This is a genomic window from Paenisporosarcina sp. OV554 (assembly GCF_003058165.1).
In the GTDB taxonomy this organism is placed as follows: domain Bacteria; phylum Bacillota; class Bacilli; order Bacillales_A; family Planococcaceae; genus Paenisporosarcina.
Genome location: NZ_QBUC01000026.1, coordinates 13,192 through 29,871, shown reverse-complemented (window position 1 = coordinate 29,871; position 16,680 = coordinate 13,192). Strand labels below are relative to the sequence as shown.

Sequence of the window (16,680 nt, the reverse complement as noted above, 5' to 3'; positions counted from 1 at the left end):
CCTTTAATTTAAATGAGAAAGAAAACTACGTCCAAATTTCGGCATTGACACATTAAAGTTTTCTGCAATTGTTGCCCCTATATCAGCAAATGTTTCACCTAGTGGAAGCTCTTTACCTTCTGCAAAACGAGGCGAATAAACTAATAATGGTACATATTCACGCGTATGATCTGACCCTGGGAAAGTTGGATCATTTCCGTGATCAGCTGTAATGATTAATAAATCTTCATTGGTTAATGCATTTAAAACTTCAGGTAAACGAGCATCAAATGCCTCTAGAGCATTGCCGTATCCAATTGGATCACGTCGATGACCGAATAATGCGTCAAAATCCACAAGATTTAAGAAGCTAATTCCTTGGAAATCTTTCGTAACAACTTGTGATAACTTATCCATACCGTCCATATTGTCTACTGTACGTAAAGATTCAGTTACTCCTTCATTGTTAAAGATATCTGAGATTTTGCCGATTGCAATAACACCATAATTGGCGTCTTTTAATTCGTTCATCACAGTACGTTCAAAAGGTTTTAACGCATAGTCATGACGATTTGTTGTGCGTTTGAAGGCTCCAGGTTGACCTTTAAATGGACGGGCAATTACACGTCCTACTAAAAATTCTGGATCTAATGTCAATTCACGTGCAATTTCACAGATTTTATATAATTCTTCTAATGGGATAATTTCTTCGTGAGCAGCAATTTGCAGGACAGGGTCCGCAGATGTATAAACGATGATTGCTCCCGTTTCCATATGCTCTTGACCTAACTCATCTAAAATTTCTGTACCACTTGCTGGTTTATTGCCAATTACTTTACGTCCAGTTTTTTCTTCTAGCGTATTAATTAATTCATCCGGGAATCCATTTGGATACACTTTAAATGGCTGAGTAATATTCAGACCCATAATTTCCCAGTGACCAGTCATTGTATCTTTACCTACAGATGCTTCTTGCATTTTCCCAAAATAGGATGAAGGTGCTTCTACAGGTTGTATGCCTTGGAACTTGCGAATATTTGAAAGTCCCATTTTCTCAAGGTTTGGCATGTTAAGACCATTCATTTTTTCTGCAATATGACCTAATGTATCAGAACCTTCGTCTCCGAAAGCTTTGGCATCTGAAGCTTCGCCAATTCCTACTGAATCCATCACGACTAAGTGAATACGTTTAAATGATTTGTTTGACATACATATCCTCCTTCAACTTCTACCTGTATCTTATCAAATGTTTGGTGAAATTACACGTCAGACATCTGACATGTATATAAAAACTTATGCGCGTGGATGAAATTGTTTATACACATCTTTTAATCGTGTTTTACTGACATGCGTATAAATTTGGGTTGTAGAAATATCTGCATGCCCAAGCATTTCTTGTACAGCTCGCAAATCCGCCCCATTTTCTATTAAGTGGGTGGCAAATGAATGTCGCAATGTATGAGGCGTTATTTCATTTTGAATTCCCGCTTTCTTTGCATGTTCTTTCATTAGTTTCCAAACACCTTGTCTTGTTAAACCTTTTCCTCGTTGATTAACAAAAATAACATCAGTTCTATGGGTCGGCTTAATCAATTTTGGACGCCCTTCTTTTAAATATTCGGTGCAAGCAGCCAAAGCTGTCGATCCTAATGGAATGATTCTTTCTTTTCCACCTTTACCGAAACATCTTACAAATCCCATTGTTAAATTTAAATCATCCATGTTCAATGAAATACATTCACTAATTCTCATACCTGTTGCGTAAAGTATTTCTAACAATGCACGGTCTCTTAGTCCTTGAGGTTTTGCTATATTGGGTGAGGTTATCAGTTCCTCAACTTCTTCAATCGATAATATTTTCGGAAGGGTTCGATCCATTTGCGGCATTTCTAAATGGACAGTTGGATCAGTATTGGACACTCTCTCGCGTAAAAGAAATTGATGGAATGAGCGAATTGAAGAAATATGTCGCGCTAACGATCGTGACGAATTCCCTTTAGTTTTCAACAATTGTAAATGAGAAAGAATATGAATTCGTTCAACCTCATTCAATGTAGTTATTTGTTGAACTTTTGATAAATCCTTTATGTACACTTGAAGATCTCTTTCATACGAAGTCAGCGTGTTCGAGGATAATTGTCGCTCAACTCTTAGGAAATGGAGATAATCTGCTACGGCGTCTTGCATTTCTTTCATATGAAAACCCTCCTTAGAAAAAAAGTTGTTGTATATACTTATACTGTTAAATGCAATTAAAAAAAGGATAGCAATCTGCTATCCTTTTGTTGGTTGTCTATGTTCAATCAGACGATTCATTTTCGTCATGTTTATCATGGCAGCGCCAACAGATTCCATGAAATGTTAAGCGGTGGTCTTTGATTTGAAAATTCCACCTTTTTTCAACTATTGTTTCTACATCCTCAAGCAAGTCTTCTTGGATTTCATCCACGGCTCCACATTCAATACATACGAGATGGTGATGGAAGTGTGCTGCTCCTTCTTGACGCAAATCGTAACGTGAAACACCGTCTCCAAAGTTAATTTTATCAACGACTTTTAGTTCTGTAAGCAGTTCAAGTGTTCGATATACTGTTGCAAGTCCAATATCAGGTGCTTTATTTTTAACAAGAAGGTACACATCTTCTGCACTTAGATGATCTTCTTCGTTTTCAAGCAGCACTCTAACTGTCGCTTCACGTTGTGGCGTCAGTTTATAACTCGCACCATGAAGCTGCTTTTTTATCCGGTCAATACGGCTCTCCATGTGACGCCCCCCCAAACTTCTTTCATTATACCAAAAGGGACTTTCTCTTTACAAGATAGAGAAATTCACCACTTAATAATTATTATAATCTAGAAATCAATTATAAACCATGAATGTATGGGAGGACAAATAATTCAAGCCCAGTTAATACAATATAGACAAGGCTAAGCAAACCTATTCCTTTAAAACTGCGGTTTTTAACAAGATGCTGAGAGGATGGTGGTGGGACGAGCAAAAATCCAATTAGTAATAGTAAAGAGCAATAAAATAATTGGAATGGGAACCACCAAAGAGCATAAGCCCAAAATTCCGTGTCCTGTGCAATTAAATAGCCAGAAGATATTCCCCAAAAGACAGCTCTCATTGTCCCGATTAATAGAATCATATATTTCAGGATAAGATGTGTCGCAAACAAGAGAAAAAGCAATATAGTAACGAGTTGAGGGAGAATGGAATCAAATCCACTGGGAACAGAGTCGTTTAATAGCCTGGGGTCGAGCCATTTGATGACTTTTTCAACTTGATCATAAGGCATTTTCGAATACAACCACAATCCACCTGAGTATCCTATAACAAGCAAACCTAGTAAAAATAATAATGGGAATGACCGAGTCAACATTCGCCACCTACCTTTCATAGATTAACTTATGCGTGTCCCAGTATCATCCATTCATCTTTTTAGTAAATATTCTTTTGCCCATAAAACACTATAAGCTGTTTTTGCATCAAAAATTTGTCCGTTCTTCATCATTTCTTCAGCTTCTTCAACGGTTGCTTCAATAATTTCAACAAATTCATCTTCATCAAGTGCTGCTGGATTTTCAATTTTAGAAAGGTCTTCTGCCACATAGATATGAATGATTTCATCTGCAAATCCCGGTGAAGTCGCAAATGATTGTATATAGGTTAATTTTTCACAAGAGTAGCCGGTTTCTTCTTCCAGTTCTCTTCTTGCTGTAGTAGCTGGTTCTTCACCAGGCTCTAATTTGCCAGCTGGAGTTTCGATAAGGGAGCGTTCAAGTGCTTTTCGGTATTGTTCAACAAAGACGATTTTTCCTTCTGCAGTAATTGGTATTATTGCCACTGCTCCAGGATGTTTGATTAATTCTCTTTTCGATGTTTTACCGTTCGGTAACGTCACCTCATCTACTCTAAGGGAAATGACTTTCCCTTCATAAATAGGTGTAGAAGCAATAGATTTTTCTTCGTATTTTTTCATGTATACCACCCTTTCCATTTGTTTATTTTCACCCACAATTGTACCATGAATGAAATGAGGAGGCTGACAGATGAAAAAACGCGAACTAGGACAAAGCGGGCTATTTGTTTCAGAAATCGGGCTAGGATGTATGTCTCTTCCCACAAATAAGCAAGAAGCTAAAAAAATTATTGATACTGCTATCGACCTTGGAATTAGCTATTTTGATACAGCAGATTTATATGATAAGGGTGCAAATGAAGTAGTTGTCGGTCATGCCTTAAAAGACAAACGACAAGATATCTTCCTTGCCACCAAGGTAGGAAATAAGTGGAACGAGGATGGCTCCGGGTGGGTTTGGGATTCATCGAGAACTTATATTACAACCCAAGTAAAAGAAAGTTTAGTCCGACTACAAACTGATTATCTCGATTTGTACCAATTACATGGAGGAACAATGGAAGATGATTTGGAAGAAGCAGTCGATGCTTTTGAATCGTTAAAAAAAGAAGGTCTAATTCGGTCTTATGGAATTTCCTCTATTCGTCCTAATGTAATTGATCGTTTCTTATCAACGAGCGAAGCATGCTCAGTCATGATGCAATATAGTATGTTAGACCGTAGACCAGAAGAGTGGTTCGATCTTATTGAGGGCAATGAAGCTTCAGTGGTAACGCGTGGTTCACTTGCTAAGGGTTTGCTTACCGCTGAAGCAATGAAACGTTTGGAACAATCTAAGGGATACGGAGACTATAGTAAAGAAGAGTTAATCAATACTGTATCAAAACTCGATCAAAACGTAGAAGATTTGACTAGTATGGCTCTAGCATTTGTTTTACAACATAAACAGGTGTCAGCTATATTAGCCGGTGCTAGTTCACAAGATCAAATCAAAAGTACCATGAATGCATACCATCAATCTGTTTCTACTGAAAGTATAGAACAAGTAAAGGATTTACTTAGAAAAGACCAATACACAGGACATCGTATATAAGTGACGATTTCTCATGATTGAGAATTAGGAGGTACTTGGTTAGTTGCGACATTAAATCCAAACATTGCGCCAATCACATTCAACGTTGCGACGATGTAGCGAAAAGTTGCGACAATCGTCATCTAGTCGGTCTCATTCTGCTTTCATATCTTCAATTTTTTTGCACACAAAAGCGTCAAAGGGGTTTTATACTCTTTGACGCTTTTTCGTTTAATACTTATTGCCCTTCATGTCATACTCATCTAGCAATTCGGCAAATGATTTATTCTTTTCTTTTTGTTTTCTGTCGAATTCAGCTTGTGCTTGACGTTCTTCTTCTTGATGACGCTCAACATCTTGTAACTGTCTTTTTGCTAATTTTAATTTTTCTACTACATCATTTTGAAGTTGGTCAGCTAACGTGTTCCCTTGCTCTCTTTCTTGGCGCTCAGGTTGTTTACGAGCGAGTTGTTTCTTTTTTGCCATCTCTATTCACCTTCTACCTATGCTCTTTTAACGATTGTAGCGACACCTTGTCCGCCACCAATACATAATGTTGCTAAACCTGTTTTTGCATCTTGCTTGGCCATTTCATGTAGAAGCGATACGAAAATACGCGCACCGCTAGCTCCTATTGGATGACCTAATGCAATAGCTCCACCGTTTACATTTAGTTTTTCATGATTGAAAGCAAGTTCACGGTCAACAGCAATCGATTGAGCTGCAAAAGCTTCATTTGCTTCTACTAAATCGATGTCTTCCATTGAAAGGCCTGATTTTGCAAAAACATTTTTAACAGCTTGCACAGGACCAATCCCCATCACTGATGGATCAACGCCTGCTGATGCATTTGCGACAATCGTTGCAAGTGGAGTTAAGCCTAATTCGTCCGCTTTTTCTCTCGACATGACAATAACAGCTGCTGCACCGTCGTTTATACCTGAGGCATTTCCTGCTGTTACGCTACCTTCTTTTTTGAAAGCTGGACGTAACTTACCTAATTTCTCAGCTGTTGTTCCACGTTTTGGGTATTCGTCTGTATCAAAAATAATCGGATCCCCTTTTCGCTGTGGAATTTCAACAGCAACAATTTCCTCTTTAAATTTACCTGCATCGATTGCTTGAACTGCGCGTTCTTGAGAACGAGCAGAGAATTCATCTTGTTGCTCACGAGAAATTTCGTAACGATCACATAAATTTTCTGCCGTTTGCCCCATATGATAATCATTAAATGCGCACCATAAACCGTCAGAAACCATACTATCCACTACTTTTTGATCGCCCATGCGGTATCCTTCACGTGCATTCTTTAATAAATAAGGTGCTTGACTCATATTTTCAAATCCACCTGCTACAACAATGTCAGCATCTCCAGCAAGGATAGCTTGTGTAGCTAAATGAACCGCTTTCAATCCAGATCCACACACTTTGTTAATTGTCATCGAAGGAATCGTTTCAGGAAGACCAGCAAAAATCGATGCTTGACGTGCAGGATTTTGACCCAGTCCTGCTTGTAAAACATTCCCCATAATTACTTCGCTTATTTGATTTGGTTCAAGACCTGCTTTTATTAATGCTTCTTTTATGACAAGCGCACCTAACTTAGTCGCAGGTACGTCTTTTAATGACCCTTGAAATGAACCTATTGCTGTACGAACAGCACTCACGACAACTACTTCTCTTGTTGACAATGTAACTCCCCCTAGTCCGATATGAAAATATATTTGCTAGCACCCCTATATCATCATTACAATAGAATGAAGGAGGGATGATATGTTTAGTTTACCAAACAATGTGACAATTATCGAGGTAGGTCCACGCGACGGCTTACAAAATGAAAAAAATGAGGTTTCAACCGAAAACAAGCTTGCGTTTATACATGCTCTACAAGCATCTGGAATTCAAGAAATGGAAATCACTTCTTTTGTTTCACCTAAATGGGTACCACAAATGTCCGATGCTGCTGATATTGTGGAACGGGTTCACAAGCAAGGCAGACAATTCGTATTGACACCCAACTCAAAAGGTATGGAACGAGCATTACATGTTGGAGCAAAAAGTGTCGCAGTTTTTGTAGGGGTTAGTAATACTTTTAACATGAAAAACATTAATAAAACAACAGCACAAAGCATGGAAGAATTAAAACCGCTAATTATAAACCTAAAACAGCAAGGATACTTTGTCCGCGCTTGTATCTCTACTGCCTTTTATTGTCCTTATGAAGGAAAAATTGCAGTTGAAGACACGTTTTCCCTTTGTAAAGAGTTCGCAACTTGGGGTGTTGATGAACTCAGCGTGGCAGATACAATCGGCATGGCAAATCCACAAGAAAGTCATGCTTTGTTCTCACTATTAATTCGTGAAATTCCGACTGTTTTAATGACAGCCCATTTTCACGACACGAGAAAAATGGGATTAGCGAATATTTATGCAGCCTTACTTGCGGGTGTTTCGCGCTTCGATACATCTGCTGGCGGACTGGGCGGATGTCCTTTTGCTCCCGGAGCAACAGGTAATGTATCAACTGAAGATGTTGTGAATATGCTACATACAATGGGAGTTCAAACAGGAATTGATGAGAACTTACTATGTAAAGCGGTAGCTATTATCGCTCCATTCGTATCAAGACCGATTGATACGGGCATGTTTAGGTTATATCAAATACAACAACAGGCATAGGAGGAATCCCCATGAAGCGCCGTATTCTCTGGATCACCAGTATTCTTTCGAGTATTATGACCGCAGGAGCGGCGATTTTTGGTTTCATGTTAACAAGCCGCTTGATGTATATGAAGAAAAAAGACGATGCATTTATTTTAAATCGAGAAATTACTGCGAAGAGATTTGATGAGGCATGGTTTAATTCTGTTCAAAAAACCGAAAAATGGATTGACAGCCCAAATGGATATCCAGTGAAAGCTATATTTTTAGAGCCACTAAACACTAATAACTTTGTTGTGATTTGTCACGGAGTTACTGAAAACAAAATAAATTCAGTGAAATACGCAAGACTGTTTGAACGATTAGGTTTTAATTCAGTTGTATACGATCACAGACGACACGGTGATTCTGGTGGAAAAACGACCAGTTTTGGCCATTACGAAAAAAAGGATTTGCAAGCAGTTGTAAAGGCAGTAAATGAGTATGCTGGTGAAGAGGCTATTATCGGAATTCATGGTGAGTCCATGGGAGCAGCAACCACAATTTTGTATGCTGGTACACTTGAAGACCATGCTCACTTTTATATCGCTGATTGCGCTTTTTCCGACTTTACTGATCAACTCATGTATTTAATGAAAAAAGAAACTCCACTTCGAACCATTTATGCTCTAAAATTAGCCGATGTATTTTTACGTGTACGCGATGGTTATTCCATGAAACTCGTGTCTCCAAGAGAAGCTGTTACACATATCGAGAAACCGGTCTTATTTATTCACAGCTTACTTGATGATTTTATTTTACCGGAAATGACTAAAGAACTTTATGAATTAAAACAAGGTCCTAAACATATGAAACTCTTTGAAATAGGAGCTCATGCACAATCTTTTAATCAGAATGCAGAAGAATATGAAAAAACGGTCGCAGAATTTTTACACACCTATCAACTTTTGCCCAAATAAAAAATAGCACTCAAGCGAGTGCTATTTTTATTTTTGTGCTTTATTCATTTGGTTCATCATTTGTTTTACTTGTTTTTCAGACGGTTTACGTCCCATTTGAGCCATCATCATGCGAAGCATTTGTTCGTTAATTGGTGGGTTTTCTTTTAAGTACTTCATCATATATTGACGGGCAGCAAAGAAACCAATTGCAGCTCCAGCTAGTAATGCTAAGACAATAAATAAAATCCAAAGACCAGTTGACATAGTAGTTTTCCTCCTTCGTGGTGTTTATCTTGAGTTTTTATCTCCAAGAAGGATTATACAACAAAACCTTTGACCTTGCTAGACGAAGTCTAGAATTTCTGTAAATGAATGAATCGACCCTATCTTAATAGGCTTCAACCAGCCAAATGAAGCCTCTTCTTGTTGAAAGGCCATATAACAGTCACTTGAATCAGACAAGCCTGCAAATAGATCCAAATCTAGCATATGCGATCCTTTACACCATACATGTACACAATAGGGCTCGAATTTTATTCGAATAGATCCTTTTAATGGATGTTCCAGTACTAGTTTCTTTGGTTCTTGTACTTTATGTTCAAATAAGCGACTTAGTTTTTTTTCCAAAGTCTGCTTAACAAAGCTTTCATCAATTTTCTCACATACATAGGTCATTTCATTATTATCATTATCACTTTGTGTTCGATCTCTTCCAAGTATTTCTTGCAACATTTTTTCACGGCCCAAAACGAAAGGTTGGTATTCTTTTTTTATATGAAAAATTTTGTATGTACGCATTTGATATACCCCCACTTTTTTATTTAAGTATAAAGCGGCCATGTCGCTAAGGTTGTCGAACTGCGAATTTTCCCTATCACTATTATTGACGAAAAAAAACAAGTAGTGCCGAATACGCACTACTTGTTTTTAATAGTTATTTATTTAATAAAGATTTCACGCGTGCTACTACGTTTTCTTGTGAGAAACCAAACTCTTTCATAACAATCTCCCCGGGTGCACTTGCTCCAAATCGGTCGATTCCTAAAATACTACCTTCATCTCCTGTGTAACGCTCCCAACCGAATGAAACACCCATTTCGATTGCTAAACGTTTTTTCACTGTTTTAGGTAATACACTATTTTTATATTCAGCATCTTGTTTTTCAAAACGATCCCAAGAAGGCATAGAGATTACTGCAACATCAATTCCTTCTTCAGCTAATGCATGTTGTGCATCTACAGCAAGAGAAACTTCAGAACCTGTTGCTAACAATAATACATCTGCTTGTTCTTTGTTCGCAGGAGATACCACATAAGCCCCTCTAGCAACACCCTCAGCTGCAAGCTCTGCAGAGTGCTCAAGTACAGGCAAGTTTTGTCTTGATAATATTAATGCGGTTGGAATAGATTTAGAAGATACAGCCAACTTCCAAGCTTCTGCAGATTCGTTAGCATCCGCAGGACGGATAACTGATAAGTTCGGCATCGCTCGTAATGAAGCTAATTGTTCAACAGGTTCATGTGTTGGACCATCTTCACCAACAGCAATGCTGTCATGTGTAAATACATATGTTACAGGAAGTCCCATTAATGCCGATAGACGAACAGCTGGTCTTACATAGTCGCTGAATACAAAGAATGTTCCACCGAACACATGTAAACCACCATGAAGAGCCATCCCGTTTAAGGCAGCACCCATTGCAAATTCACGAACACCGAACCAAATGTTACGGCCTTCATAAGAGTCGCTAGAGAAATCACCAGTACCTTTAATAGTCGTTTTATTCGAACCAGCAAGATCGGCGCTTCCTCCAAAGAATGATGGTACAGTTTTAGCGATGGCATTCAACACTTCTCCTGATGATGCACGAGTTGCAAGTGACTTCCCAGCTTCGTAAACAGGAATTTCCGCATCATAATTTTCAGGAAGTTGTCCTTTTATTGCTAGTTCTAATTGTTCTGCAAGTTCAGGATACTCAGCTTTGTATGAGCTAAATAGTTCATTCCAAGATGCTTCATTAGCTCCACCAAGTTGCTCTGCAGCTTTTTTGAACTCGGCATATACTTCTTCAGGTACATGGAAATCTTCTTCGAATGTCCAATTGTAACTTTCTTTTGTTAATAATGCCTCATCCTTACCTAACGGCATCCCATGAGCATCAGATTTTCCAGATCTATTTGGAGATCCAAAACCAATAACAGTTTTAACTTCGATCAGTGTAGGTTGACCTTTATGGTTTTTAGCTGATTCAATTGCATTTGTTAGATCTTCAAGCGAATTTCCATCTGCTACATGTAGATAGTTCCAACCGTAAGATTCAAAACGTTTTTGAATTTTTTCTGAGAAGGATTTATTTAAATCTCCATCTAGAGAAATGTCATTGCTATCGTAAAGAACAATTAATTTATCCAATTGCAAATGTCCTGCAAGAGAAATAGCTTCTGCTGCGACACCTTCCATTAAATCTCCATCACCACATAATGCATATGTGTAATGATCAACTACCTCATGGTTTGGTTTATTATAGACTGCTGCAAGATGACGCTCAGCCATAGCCATACCAACTGACATCCCGATTCCTTGTCCAAGTGGACCCGTGGTAGCCTCGACACCTGATGTATGACCAAACTCAGGGTGACCTGGCGTTTTAGAACCCCATTGGCGGAAGTTTTTAATCTCTTCCATTGGTAAATCATATCCACCTAAGTGCAATAAGCTATAAAGTAACATTGAACCGTGGCCAGCTGAAAGAACAAAACGGTCACGATTGAACCAAGTTGGATTTGCTGGATTATGACTTAAATGTTTCGTCCATAATGAGTACGCCATAGGAGCTGCACCCATTGGTAAACCTGGATGACCTGAATTTGATTTTTCAATTGCATCGATTGATAATGTGCGGATGGTACTAATAGCTAACTGATCTACGTGTTGAGACATATATAACTTCCTCTCTGAAACAAAAGTTTTCTTCTCCATTTAGTGTAGTCAACTTTTGGCCAACTGACAATGGTTTGCGAAATGTTGATTTAATTCAGAAATTTCTTTTCTTTTATGGCTTTTATTTTATCGGGTGTAACATCATTGCCTTCTGGGTCCAAAACTTTCACATTTTCTATGGTGTCTTTCATTGAAGAACGAAACGTTTCTAAATATTCTTTACGTAAAGACGTTTGCTCTTTAGCTTCTTCTATTGTTAGACCAATTGACTTGGATTTTTTTGACAACTCGTTAATTCGAGTTATTTTTTCTGGAGATAACATAAATTTCACACCCTTCTTCTAATAACCTTATTAAAAGGTATGCAAAAAAGACTCAGAGCGCAAGTATTTAGCCTCAAAGTCTTTCTTTATATTCTATATACCTACGATGAACTGTGGCTTTACTCACAGGAAAACCAAATCCTCTTAAAGTTGAGGCGATTTCTGCATATGTTAGTCCATTATTTCGTAATTTCACGATTTCATCAATAGGAATTTCTTTTCTTTCTCTGCCTTCAGGATTACCTTGATCCTTAAGATTTTTTTCTGGTTTAAAGCCGTGTTCCACAGCTCTTCTCATCCCTCTGCGTATTTTGGCATTATGCAATTTACGTTGATACTCTTCTACAAGGGCTAAAATTTCGAGCATCATCGTATCCATTTCATTTAATCGAATAGACCCACCATCATTTAAAGAAATTACTTCTACTTCTTGTTTTTTCAACATATGTAAGATTGCCATACGTGAATTCCCTCTGCCGAGTCGAGTTTCATCTTGTATAAAAACATTTGTTATTGAATGAATTTTTATATAATCAAGCATATCCAGTAACCCTTCTCGTTCAACAGAATACCCACTATGCTGATCAAGAAAAACATCTCTTACAAAGTATTTTTGATCCAGTGCAAACTTTCGTAACTCTTCTTCTTGTCGAGTTAAAGAAGTCTCTTGTGCTTCTTTATCAGTACTTACACGACAATAAAGAACAGCTTCATTAGAATTTGCCATTATTCTGAGTCTCCAGCATATTCTACTCCTTGGTCAGGGGCATACTGATCAAGAGAAGTTGGAATTACAAGTGAGTCTCCTGCATGAATCATTTGAGTATTTAAATTGTTTACTAACATTACTTCTGAAATCCAATCTTGCTTTGGTGTATTTCCTCTATATTTATCAGACAACGTCCAAAGTGTATCTCCATCTTTTATAAAAATTTCATTGTGAGATTCTTCCTGCTCATTAGCAGTAAGCACAAAAAATAATGTACAACTAAGGATTACACCTAATAATAATGAAATAAATGGATTGTTTTTGAACCAATTCATTTTAATTCCCCCTCTAATAGAATGTGTGTTCGTAACTTATGTTTTCACTATAAACCGAACACATGTTTCTTGTCAACAATAATTAGAACCTATGTTTGCATTTTAATATTCGAATTGATATACTAAACGTAGTTAGTAAGAGAAAAACCATTAGGTGAAGAGGTGAACTAGTTGAAAAAAGTATCGAAACGACAAGAAGATATAATGGCTTTTATAAAAGATGAAGTTCGAAAAAAAGGATATCCACCATCCGTGAGAGAAATTGGAGAAGCGGTAGGACTTGCTTCTAGTTCTACAGTTCATGGTCACTTAGCTAGATTAGAAAGCAAGGGGTTAATTAGACGGGATCCTACTAAACCACGTGCGATTGAAATTTTAGAGTTTGATAACTTGGTTGAATTTCGTCCGAACGTAGTGAATGTACCTTTAATCGGGAAAGTTACAGCTGGATTACCCATAACAGCCATTGAAAATATAGAAGAATTCTTTCCACTACCAGAAACGTTTGGAACTAATGAAGACAACTTGTTTATGCTTGAAATAATGGGAGATAGTATGATTGAAGCCGGGATATTAAACGGTGACTATGTTGTTGTTAAACAGCAACAAACCGCTAATAACGGAGAAATCGTCGTTGCTATGACTGAAGATGACGAAGCGACAGTTAAACGCTTCTTTAAAGAAGAATCTTACTTCCGTCTTCAACCAGAAAATTCATCTATGGAGCCAATTATCGTTGAGAAAGTTTCGATACTAGGAAAAGTAGTTGGCGTTTACCGTCACATCCATTAAGTAACTAGAAAGCCCTTACACATTGTGTAAGGGACTTTTTTAAAAATTTTTGCTAGATATTAATTCAGTACTTTACCAGAATTCAATAGTATGCTATACTGATTTTGAGCCGATATCACGCCGACTGACATTTTCATCTTCAGTCGGCCTTTTTGTATACTTTTTTATACGGTTCTATCTTCGCTCTGTCTAATTTGATTTATTTTAACCCTTTATCTTTTAAATACTGCGTATTGCGTCGAGCTTTAAAGCGCACATCATTATTTTTCCACCATGCCCACAAAGAAGCTAAGAACGTTATGAGTGCTGTTGCTGTAACTTCAGACTCTCCATCACTGAATGGTAATGGACTATATCCTTTCATGACCAAATACTGATTAATCCAAGCTAAAAAAAGAACGACCGTCCGAATTATCATCAACTTGTTAAAAGGTGCTTGATTATTCGTTTCGCTCACTTTGATACCTCCTTTTTAATCTGGTGTTACCTCATCTTATGTATAAGTGATATGAACTAGTATTTAATCCGGGATTAATTTTTAATATTTAACGACACTCTTCCTCCACTATGCAGAATAAGCATTTAGCTGATAACAACGATAAGGTTTTAGGTCCACTTCGGACGCGTCCTCTGCTTTACGTTGGTCTACAGAAAAAAGATTAGTCTTACTCAAAAAGGTTTCCAGTCCGCTTCGGATGCGACATTTGCTGCACATTTGTTCTATAGAATAAAGAGTTGGTCTTGTGACTGTGTCACTCGCCCAACTCTCTTTTTTTAGATCATCTTGCCGCGTGTGTGCACCTGGACGATCACAGTTAGGATTGTTTGGTTTACGAGAGAATCGTTCCTGCTTTTATGTAAATAATAAGATGATATTTTGGTCTCTTTCTGCTTATTTTATTTCAGACCTCTCATTAAGGAATATGAGTCTGTGTGATAATTTCATCTCTGATGCAAGAAGGTTTCTACTGAGCTTCGGACGTTTCCTCTGCTGCATCTTTTCTATAGAACAATCAAGGTCAGTCACATGCTGATTTTCCAATATGAAACGATGGGACTGTTGAGAAGTCAGGTCCAGGTTGACGTTTTGCTGTCCCAGGTTGTACAAAATGACTTTTCCGCTATTTTGGGACTACGTCGGCTCATCAAATATTTAAAATGAATCTATGTAAATAAAGGATTTAACTTCCACTCAAGAGAATATATATTTAGTAGTAGTAAGAGGGGGTGTGTGACAAATAAAGTCACATCCCCCTCTTATTTACTCATTTGGTAGAGCTACAGCATTGCGCTTCCCCAGCTCACTGGAAACATCTCCCCATAACAAATTGTGGAGTGATTCCGCATCTAGGGGTTGGCCTGCTTATAATAGTCAAATAAATTCTTTACCCGGAATATTAAAACAAAAAACGCTTCTCGTTATGAGAAACGTTTTTCGTTATATTAAGGGTAAATTATACGGTTGCTTTATCAGCCTTTTTAATTTGCTTACTTCTTAATTGACCACATGCTGCGTCAATGTCTGCACCTTGTTCATGGCGTACACCACAGTTGATACCCTTTTTCTTTAGTGCATCGTAAAACGCACTGATTGCTTCAGGAGTACTTTGTTGGTATTGACCATGCTCATCAACTGGGTTATAAGGAATTAAGTTGACGTATGAAAGGTGACGTTTATTTTCAAGCAGCTTCGCTAACTTCACCGCTTCTTCAACGTGATCGTTCACATCGCGCAGTAGGATATATTCAAACGTAATTCGTCGGTTTGTTTTTTCTAGGTAATAATCAATAGCGTCCATCAGTTTTTCAATTGGATAGGCTTTATTGATTTTCATTATGCGTGTACGTAATTCGTTTGTTGGGGCGTGAATAGAAATAGCTAAATTCACTTGAAGACCTTCATCAGCGTAATCGTAAATTTTAGGCACAATTCCACTCGTCGAAACCGTAATATGACGTGCTCCAATTGCAAGTCCTTTTTGAGAGTTTACAACGTTAAGGAAGCTCATTAAGTTCGTGTAGTTATCGAATGGTTCACCAATTCCCATTACAACAATGTGGCTCACACGTTCTTCTTTTTTCACTTCATCAAGATGTTGTTGAACTTTCATAATTTGTTCCACGATTTCTCCTGAAGATAAATCGCGACTCTTTTTCAATAATCCACTTGCACAAAAACTACAGCCAATATTACAGCCGACTTGAGTTGTCACGCAGACTGATAAGCCGTATTTGAATCTCATTAATACTGTTTCAATTAAATTCCCATCTTGCATTTTAAACAAGAATTTAATCGTTCCGTCTGCTGATTCTTGTTTAACACTTTGCTCTAGGGTATATAGAACAAAGTTATCTTCTAATAATTGAACACATTCTTTACTGACGTTTGCCATTTGTGCAAAATCAGTAATACGCTTTATATATAACCAATCCCAAATTTGTTCTGCACGGTATTTTTTTTGTCCATTATCTAGAAGCCATGTAGTTAGCTGTTCTAATGTTAATCCAAAAATAGATGTTTTCATTTGATATCCTCTTTTCATAAAACAAAATCAGTACTCATTCTACTAGAAACCCGCACACATAACAACTGATTGAATTTTCAAAGTCGTATTTCACTGTTAATAATACGCATATTTCACATAAATAACTTTAATCACACTGCAACAGTAAAGCATTTACCTTCATTATGAACCCAATTGAATTGTTTATTCCTTAAGTAATAGTAATTACTTTTATTAAGCTGTTGTAAAACTAGAATAGTTTACAGAACATTCAGTCTTCAATATCAACAGCTTTCTTTAACATAGCTTTTATATAAAAGCCAAAACCCTACTTAAAAGTAGGGTTTTGGCTTTATTTCGCTTTCTTTTGTTCTTTTATCCACCAGTCAATATGATTTAGATCAAAAATTAGTATGGTGTTTAATGGACTGGTATGCGGTATTTGTTTTTGAGACATTAGATTCATTACATCAGAGTCAGTCATCGGGTAATTGACTGAATCAAAATAAGCAATTAATCTTTTAACTCCTTGGACTTTTCTCATTTAATCTCCTCCACTA

General features: G+C 37.4%; 20 protein-coding genes. 4 read left to right on the top strand and 16 right to left on the bottom strand.

The annotated features are described in order from the left end of the window. Nucleotides 1–3 precede the first annotated feature (3 nt). From deoB to C8K15_RS17055, 5 genes are all read right to left on the bottom strand, one after another. Entirely contained in the window at nt 4–1,188 is a 1,185-nt protein-coding gene (gene deoB, locus C8K15_RS17075) for a phosphopentomutase (RefSeq protein ID WP_108587616.1), read from the bottom strand. Between the two features lie 84 nt (nt 1,189–1,272). After that, nucleotides 1,273–2,175 carry a site-specific tyrosine recombinase XerD gene (gene xerD, locus C8K15_RS17070; RefSeq protein WP_108587614.1) on the bottom strand — a complete coding sequence of 301 codons (903 nt, stop codon included), beginning with the start codon at nt 2,173–2,175 and terminating at the stop codon, nt 1,273–1,275. Nucleotides 2,176–2,278: 103 nt separating this feature from the next. Continuing rightward, a complete protein-coding gene (gene fur, locus C8K15_RS17065) occupies nt 2,279–2,743 on the bottom strand; it encodes a ferric iron uptake transcriptional regulator (RefSeq protein WP_108587612.1) in 465 nt (154 codons plus the stop codon). Nucleotides 2,744–2,843: 100 nt separating this feature from the next. Then, a complete protein-coding gene (locus tag C8K15_RS17060; protein ID WP_233260547.1) occupies nt 2,844–3,362 on the bottom strand; it encodes a hypothetical protein in 519 nt (172 codons plus the stop codon). Nucleotides 3,363–3,413: 51 nt separating this feature from the next. After that, nucleotides 3,414–3,962: an NUDIX hydrolase gene (locus C8K15_RS17055; RefSeq protein ID WP_108587609.1), complete on the bottom strand. Its 549-nt coding sequence runs from the start codon at nt 3,960–3,962 to the stop codon at nt 3,414–3,416. A gap of 70 nt (nt 3,963–4,032) precedes the next feature. Here C8K15_RS17055 and C8K15_RS17050 point away from each other — a divergent pair, with 70 nt between their 5' ends. After that, nucleotides 4,033–4,935, top strand: coding sequence for an aldo/keto reductase (locus C8K15_RS17050; RefSeq protein WP_108587607.1), 903 nt, complete (start codon nt 4,033–4,035; stop codon nt 4,933–4,935). 210 nt (nt 4,936–5,145) lie between these two features. On the opposite strand, the gene C8K15_RS17045 is transcribed toward C8K15_RS17050, so the two are convergent. Together C8K15_RS17045 and C8K15_RS17040 are read right to left on the bottom strand one after the other, a co-directional pair. Next, a complete protein-coding gene (locus C8K15_RS17045) occupies nt 5,146–5,400 on the bottom strand; it encodes a YqkE family protein (protein WP_108587605.1) in 255 nt (84 codons plus the stop codon). Nucleotides 5,401–5,417: 17 nt separating this feature from the next. Further along, nucleotides 5,418–6,605: an acetyl-CoA C-acetyltransferase gene (locus tag C8K15_RS17040; RefSeq protein WP_108587604.1), complete on the bottom strand. Its 1,188-nt coding sequence runs from the start codon at nt 6,603–6,605 to the stop codon at nt 5,418–5,420. 82 nt (nt 6,606–6,687) lie between these two features. On the opposite strand from C8K15_RS17040, the gene C8K15_RS17035 reads away from it, so the two are divergent. Together C8K15_RS17035 and C8K15_RS17030 are read left to right on the top strand one after the other, a co-directional pair. Beyond that, nucleotides 6,688–7,593 carry a hydroxymethylglutaryl-CoA lyase gene (locus C8K15_RS17035; protein WP_108587602.1) on the top strand — a complete coding sequence of 302 codons (906 nt, stop codon included), beginning with the start codon at nt 6,688–6,690 and terminating at the stop codon, nt 7,591–7,593. A gap of 11 nt (nt 7,594–7,604) precedes the next feature. Next, nucleotides 7,605–8,534 carry an alpha/beta hydrolase gene (locus tag C8K15_RS17030; RefSeq protein ID WP_108587600.1) on the top strand — a complete coding sequence of 310 codons (930 nt, stop codon included), beginning with the start codon at nt 7,605–7,607 and terminating at the stop codon, nt 8,532–8,534. A 27-nt stretch (nt 8,535–8,561) separates the two neighbouring features. Here the strand turns inward: C8K15_RS17030 and C8K15_RS17025 are convergent, their stop codons facing one another. The 6 genes from C8K15_RS17025 to yneA all read right to left on the bottom strand — a co-directional run bounded on the left by C8K15_RS17025 (nt 8,562) and on the right by yneA (nt 12,824). After that, entirely contained in the window at nt 8,562–8,780 is a 219-nt protein-coding gene (locus C8K15_RS17025; RefSeq protein ID WP_108587598.1) for a YneF family protein, read from the bottom strand. Between the two features lie 78 nt (nt 8,781–8,858). Beyond that, nucleotides 8,859–9,314, bottom strand: a complete 456-nt coding sequence (gene sirA, locus C8K15_RS17020) for a sporulation inhibitor of replication protein SirA (protein ID WP_108587597.1) — start codon at nt 9,312–9,314, stop codon at nt 8,859–8,861. A gap of 136 nt (nt 9,315–9,450) precedes the next feature. Beyond that, the gene (gene tkt, locus C8K15_RS17015; protein ID WP_108587595.1) at nt 9,451–11,457 is read right to left on the bottom strand and encodes a transketolase; all 2,007 of its coding nucleotides are present in this window, start codon (nt 11,455–11,457) and stop codon (nt 9,451–9,453) included. Between the two features lie 89 nt (nt 11,458–11,546). Continuing rightward, a complete protein-coding gene (locus C8K15_RS17010; RefSeq protein WP_108587594.1) occupies nt 11,547–11,780 on the bottom strand; it encodes a DUF896 domain-containing protein in 234 nt (77 codons plus the stop codon). Nucleotides 11,781–11,853: 73 nt separating this feature from the next. Continuing rightward, entirely contained in the window at nt 11,854–12,507 is a 654-nt protein-coding gene (locus C8K15_RS17005) for a YneB family resolvase-like protein (protein WP_108587592.1), read from the bottom strand. After that, the gene (yneA, locus tag C8K15_RS17000) at nt 12,507–12,824 is read right to left on the bottom strand and encodes a cell division suppressor protein YneA (RefSeq protein ID WP_108587590.1); all 318 of its coding nucleotides are present in this window, start codon (nt 12,822–12,824) and stop codon (nt 12,507–12,509) included. The genes C8K15_RS17005 and yneA overlap by 1 nt, the downstream gene beginning before the upstream one ends. A 171-nt stretch (nt 12,825–12,995) precedes the next feature. Between yneA and lexA the strand changes: the two genes are divergently transcribed. Then, nucleotides 12,996–13,616, top strand: a complete 621-nt coding sequence (gene lexA, locus C8K15_RS16995; protein ID WP_108587588.1) for a transcriptional repressor LexA — start codon at nt 12,996–12,998, stop codon at nt 13,614–13,616. 199 nt (nt 13,617–13,815) lie between these two features. Here the strand turns inward: lexA and C8K15_RS16990 are convergent, their stop codons facing one another. The 3 genes from C8K15_RS16990 to C8K15_RS16980 all read right to left on the bottom strand — a co-directional run bounded on the left by C8K15_RS16990 (nt 13,816) and on the right by C8K15_RS16980 (nt 16,664). Next, a complete protein-coding gene (locus tag C8K15_RS16990) occupies nt 13,816–14,073 on the bottom strand; it encodes a phage holin (protein WP_108587586.1) in 258 nt (85 codons plus the stop codon). Between the two features lie 997 nt (nt 14,074–15,070). Then, nucleotides 15,071–16,141, bottom strand: a complete 1,071-nt coding sequence (gene rlmN, locus C8K15_RS16985) for a dual-specificity RNA methyltransferase RlmN (protein ID WP_108587584.1) — start codon at nt 16,139–16,141, stop codon at nt 15,071–15,073. Between the two features lie 331 nt (nt 16,142–16,472). Continuing rightward, complete coding sequence (locus tag C8K15_RS16980; protein ID WP_108587582.1) at nt 16,473–16,664, bottom strand: hypothetical protein; 192 nt, start codon at nt 16,662–16,664, stop codon at nt 16,473–16,475. Nucleotides 16,665–16,680 lie beyond the last annotated feature (16 nt).

Bases quoted from the DNA above. Each gene is read 5' to 3' on its own strand.
- xerD (WP_108587614.1), bottom strand. From the start codon at position 2,175: ATGAAAGAAATGCAAGACGCCGTAGCAGATTATCTCCATTTCCTAAGA.
- C8K15_RS17045 (WP_108587605.1), bottom strand. From the start codon at position 5,400: ATGGCAAAAAAGAAACAACTCGCTCGTAAACAACCTGAGCGCCAAGAA.
- C8K15_RS17005 (WP_108587592.1), bottom strand. From the start codon at position 12,507: ATGGCAAATTCTAATGAAGCTGTTCTTTATTGTCGTGTAAGTACTGAT.
- C8K15_RS17035 (WP_108587602.1), top strand. From the start codon at position 6,688: ATGTTTAGTTTACCAAACAATGTGACAATTATCGAGGTAGGTCCACGC.
- tkt (WP_108587595.1), bottom strand. From the start codon at position 11,457: ATGTCTCAACACGTAGATCAGTTAGCTATTAGTACCATCCGCACATTA.
- deoB (WP_108587616.1), bottom strand. From the start codon at position 1,188: ATGTCAAACAAATCATTTAAACGTATTCACTTAGTCGTGATGGATTCA.
- fur (WP_108587612.1), bottom strand. From the start codon at position 2,743: ATGGAGAGCCGTATTGACCGGATAAAAAAGCAGCTTCATGGTGCGAGT.
- C8K15_RS17060 (WP_233260547.1), bottom strand. From the start codon at position 3,362: ATGTTGACTCGGTCATTCCCATTATTATTTTTACTAGGTTTGCTTGTT.
- C8K15_RS17010 (WP_108587594.1), bottom strand. From the start codon at position 11,780: ATGTTATCTCCAGAAAAAATAACTCGAATTAACGAGTTGTCAAAAAAA.
- C8K15_RS17055 (WP_108587609.1), bottom strand. From the start codon at position 3,962: ATGAAAAAATACGAAGAAAAATCTATTGCTTCTACACCTATTTATGAA.
- rlmN (WP_108587584.1), bottom strand. From the start codon at position 16,141: ATGAAAACATCTATTTTTGGATTAACATTAGAACAGCTAACTACATGG.
- C8K15_RS17050 (WP_108587607.1), top strand. From the start codon at position 4,033: ATGAAAAAACGCGAACTAGGACAAAGCGGGCTATTTGTTTCAGAAATC.
- yneA (WP_108587590.1), bottom strand. From the start codon at position 12,824: ATGAATTGGTTCAAAAACAATCCATTTATTTCATTATTATTAGGTGTA.
- C8K15_RS16980 (WP_108587582.1), bottom strand. From the start codon at position 16,664: ATGAGAAAAGTCCAAGGAGTTAAAAGATTAATTGCTTATTTTGATTCA.
- C8K15_RS17030 (WP_108587600.1), top strand. From the start codon at position 7,605: ATGAAGCGCCGTATTCTCTGGATCACCAGTATTCTTTCGAGTATTATG.
- C8K15_RS17025 (WP_108587598.1), bottom strand. From the start codon at position 8,780: ATGTCAACTGGTCTTTGGATTTTATTTATTGTCTTAGCATTACTAGCT.
- sirA (WP_108587597.1), bottom strand. From the start codon at position 9,314: ATGCGTACATACAAAATTTTTCATATAAAAAAAGAATACCAACCTTTC.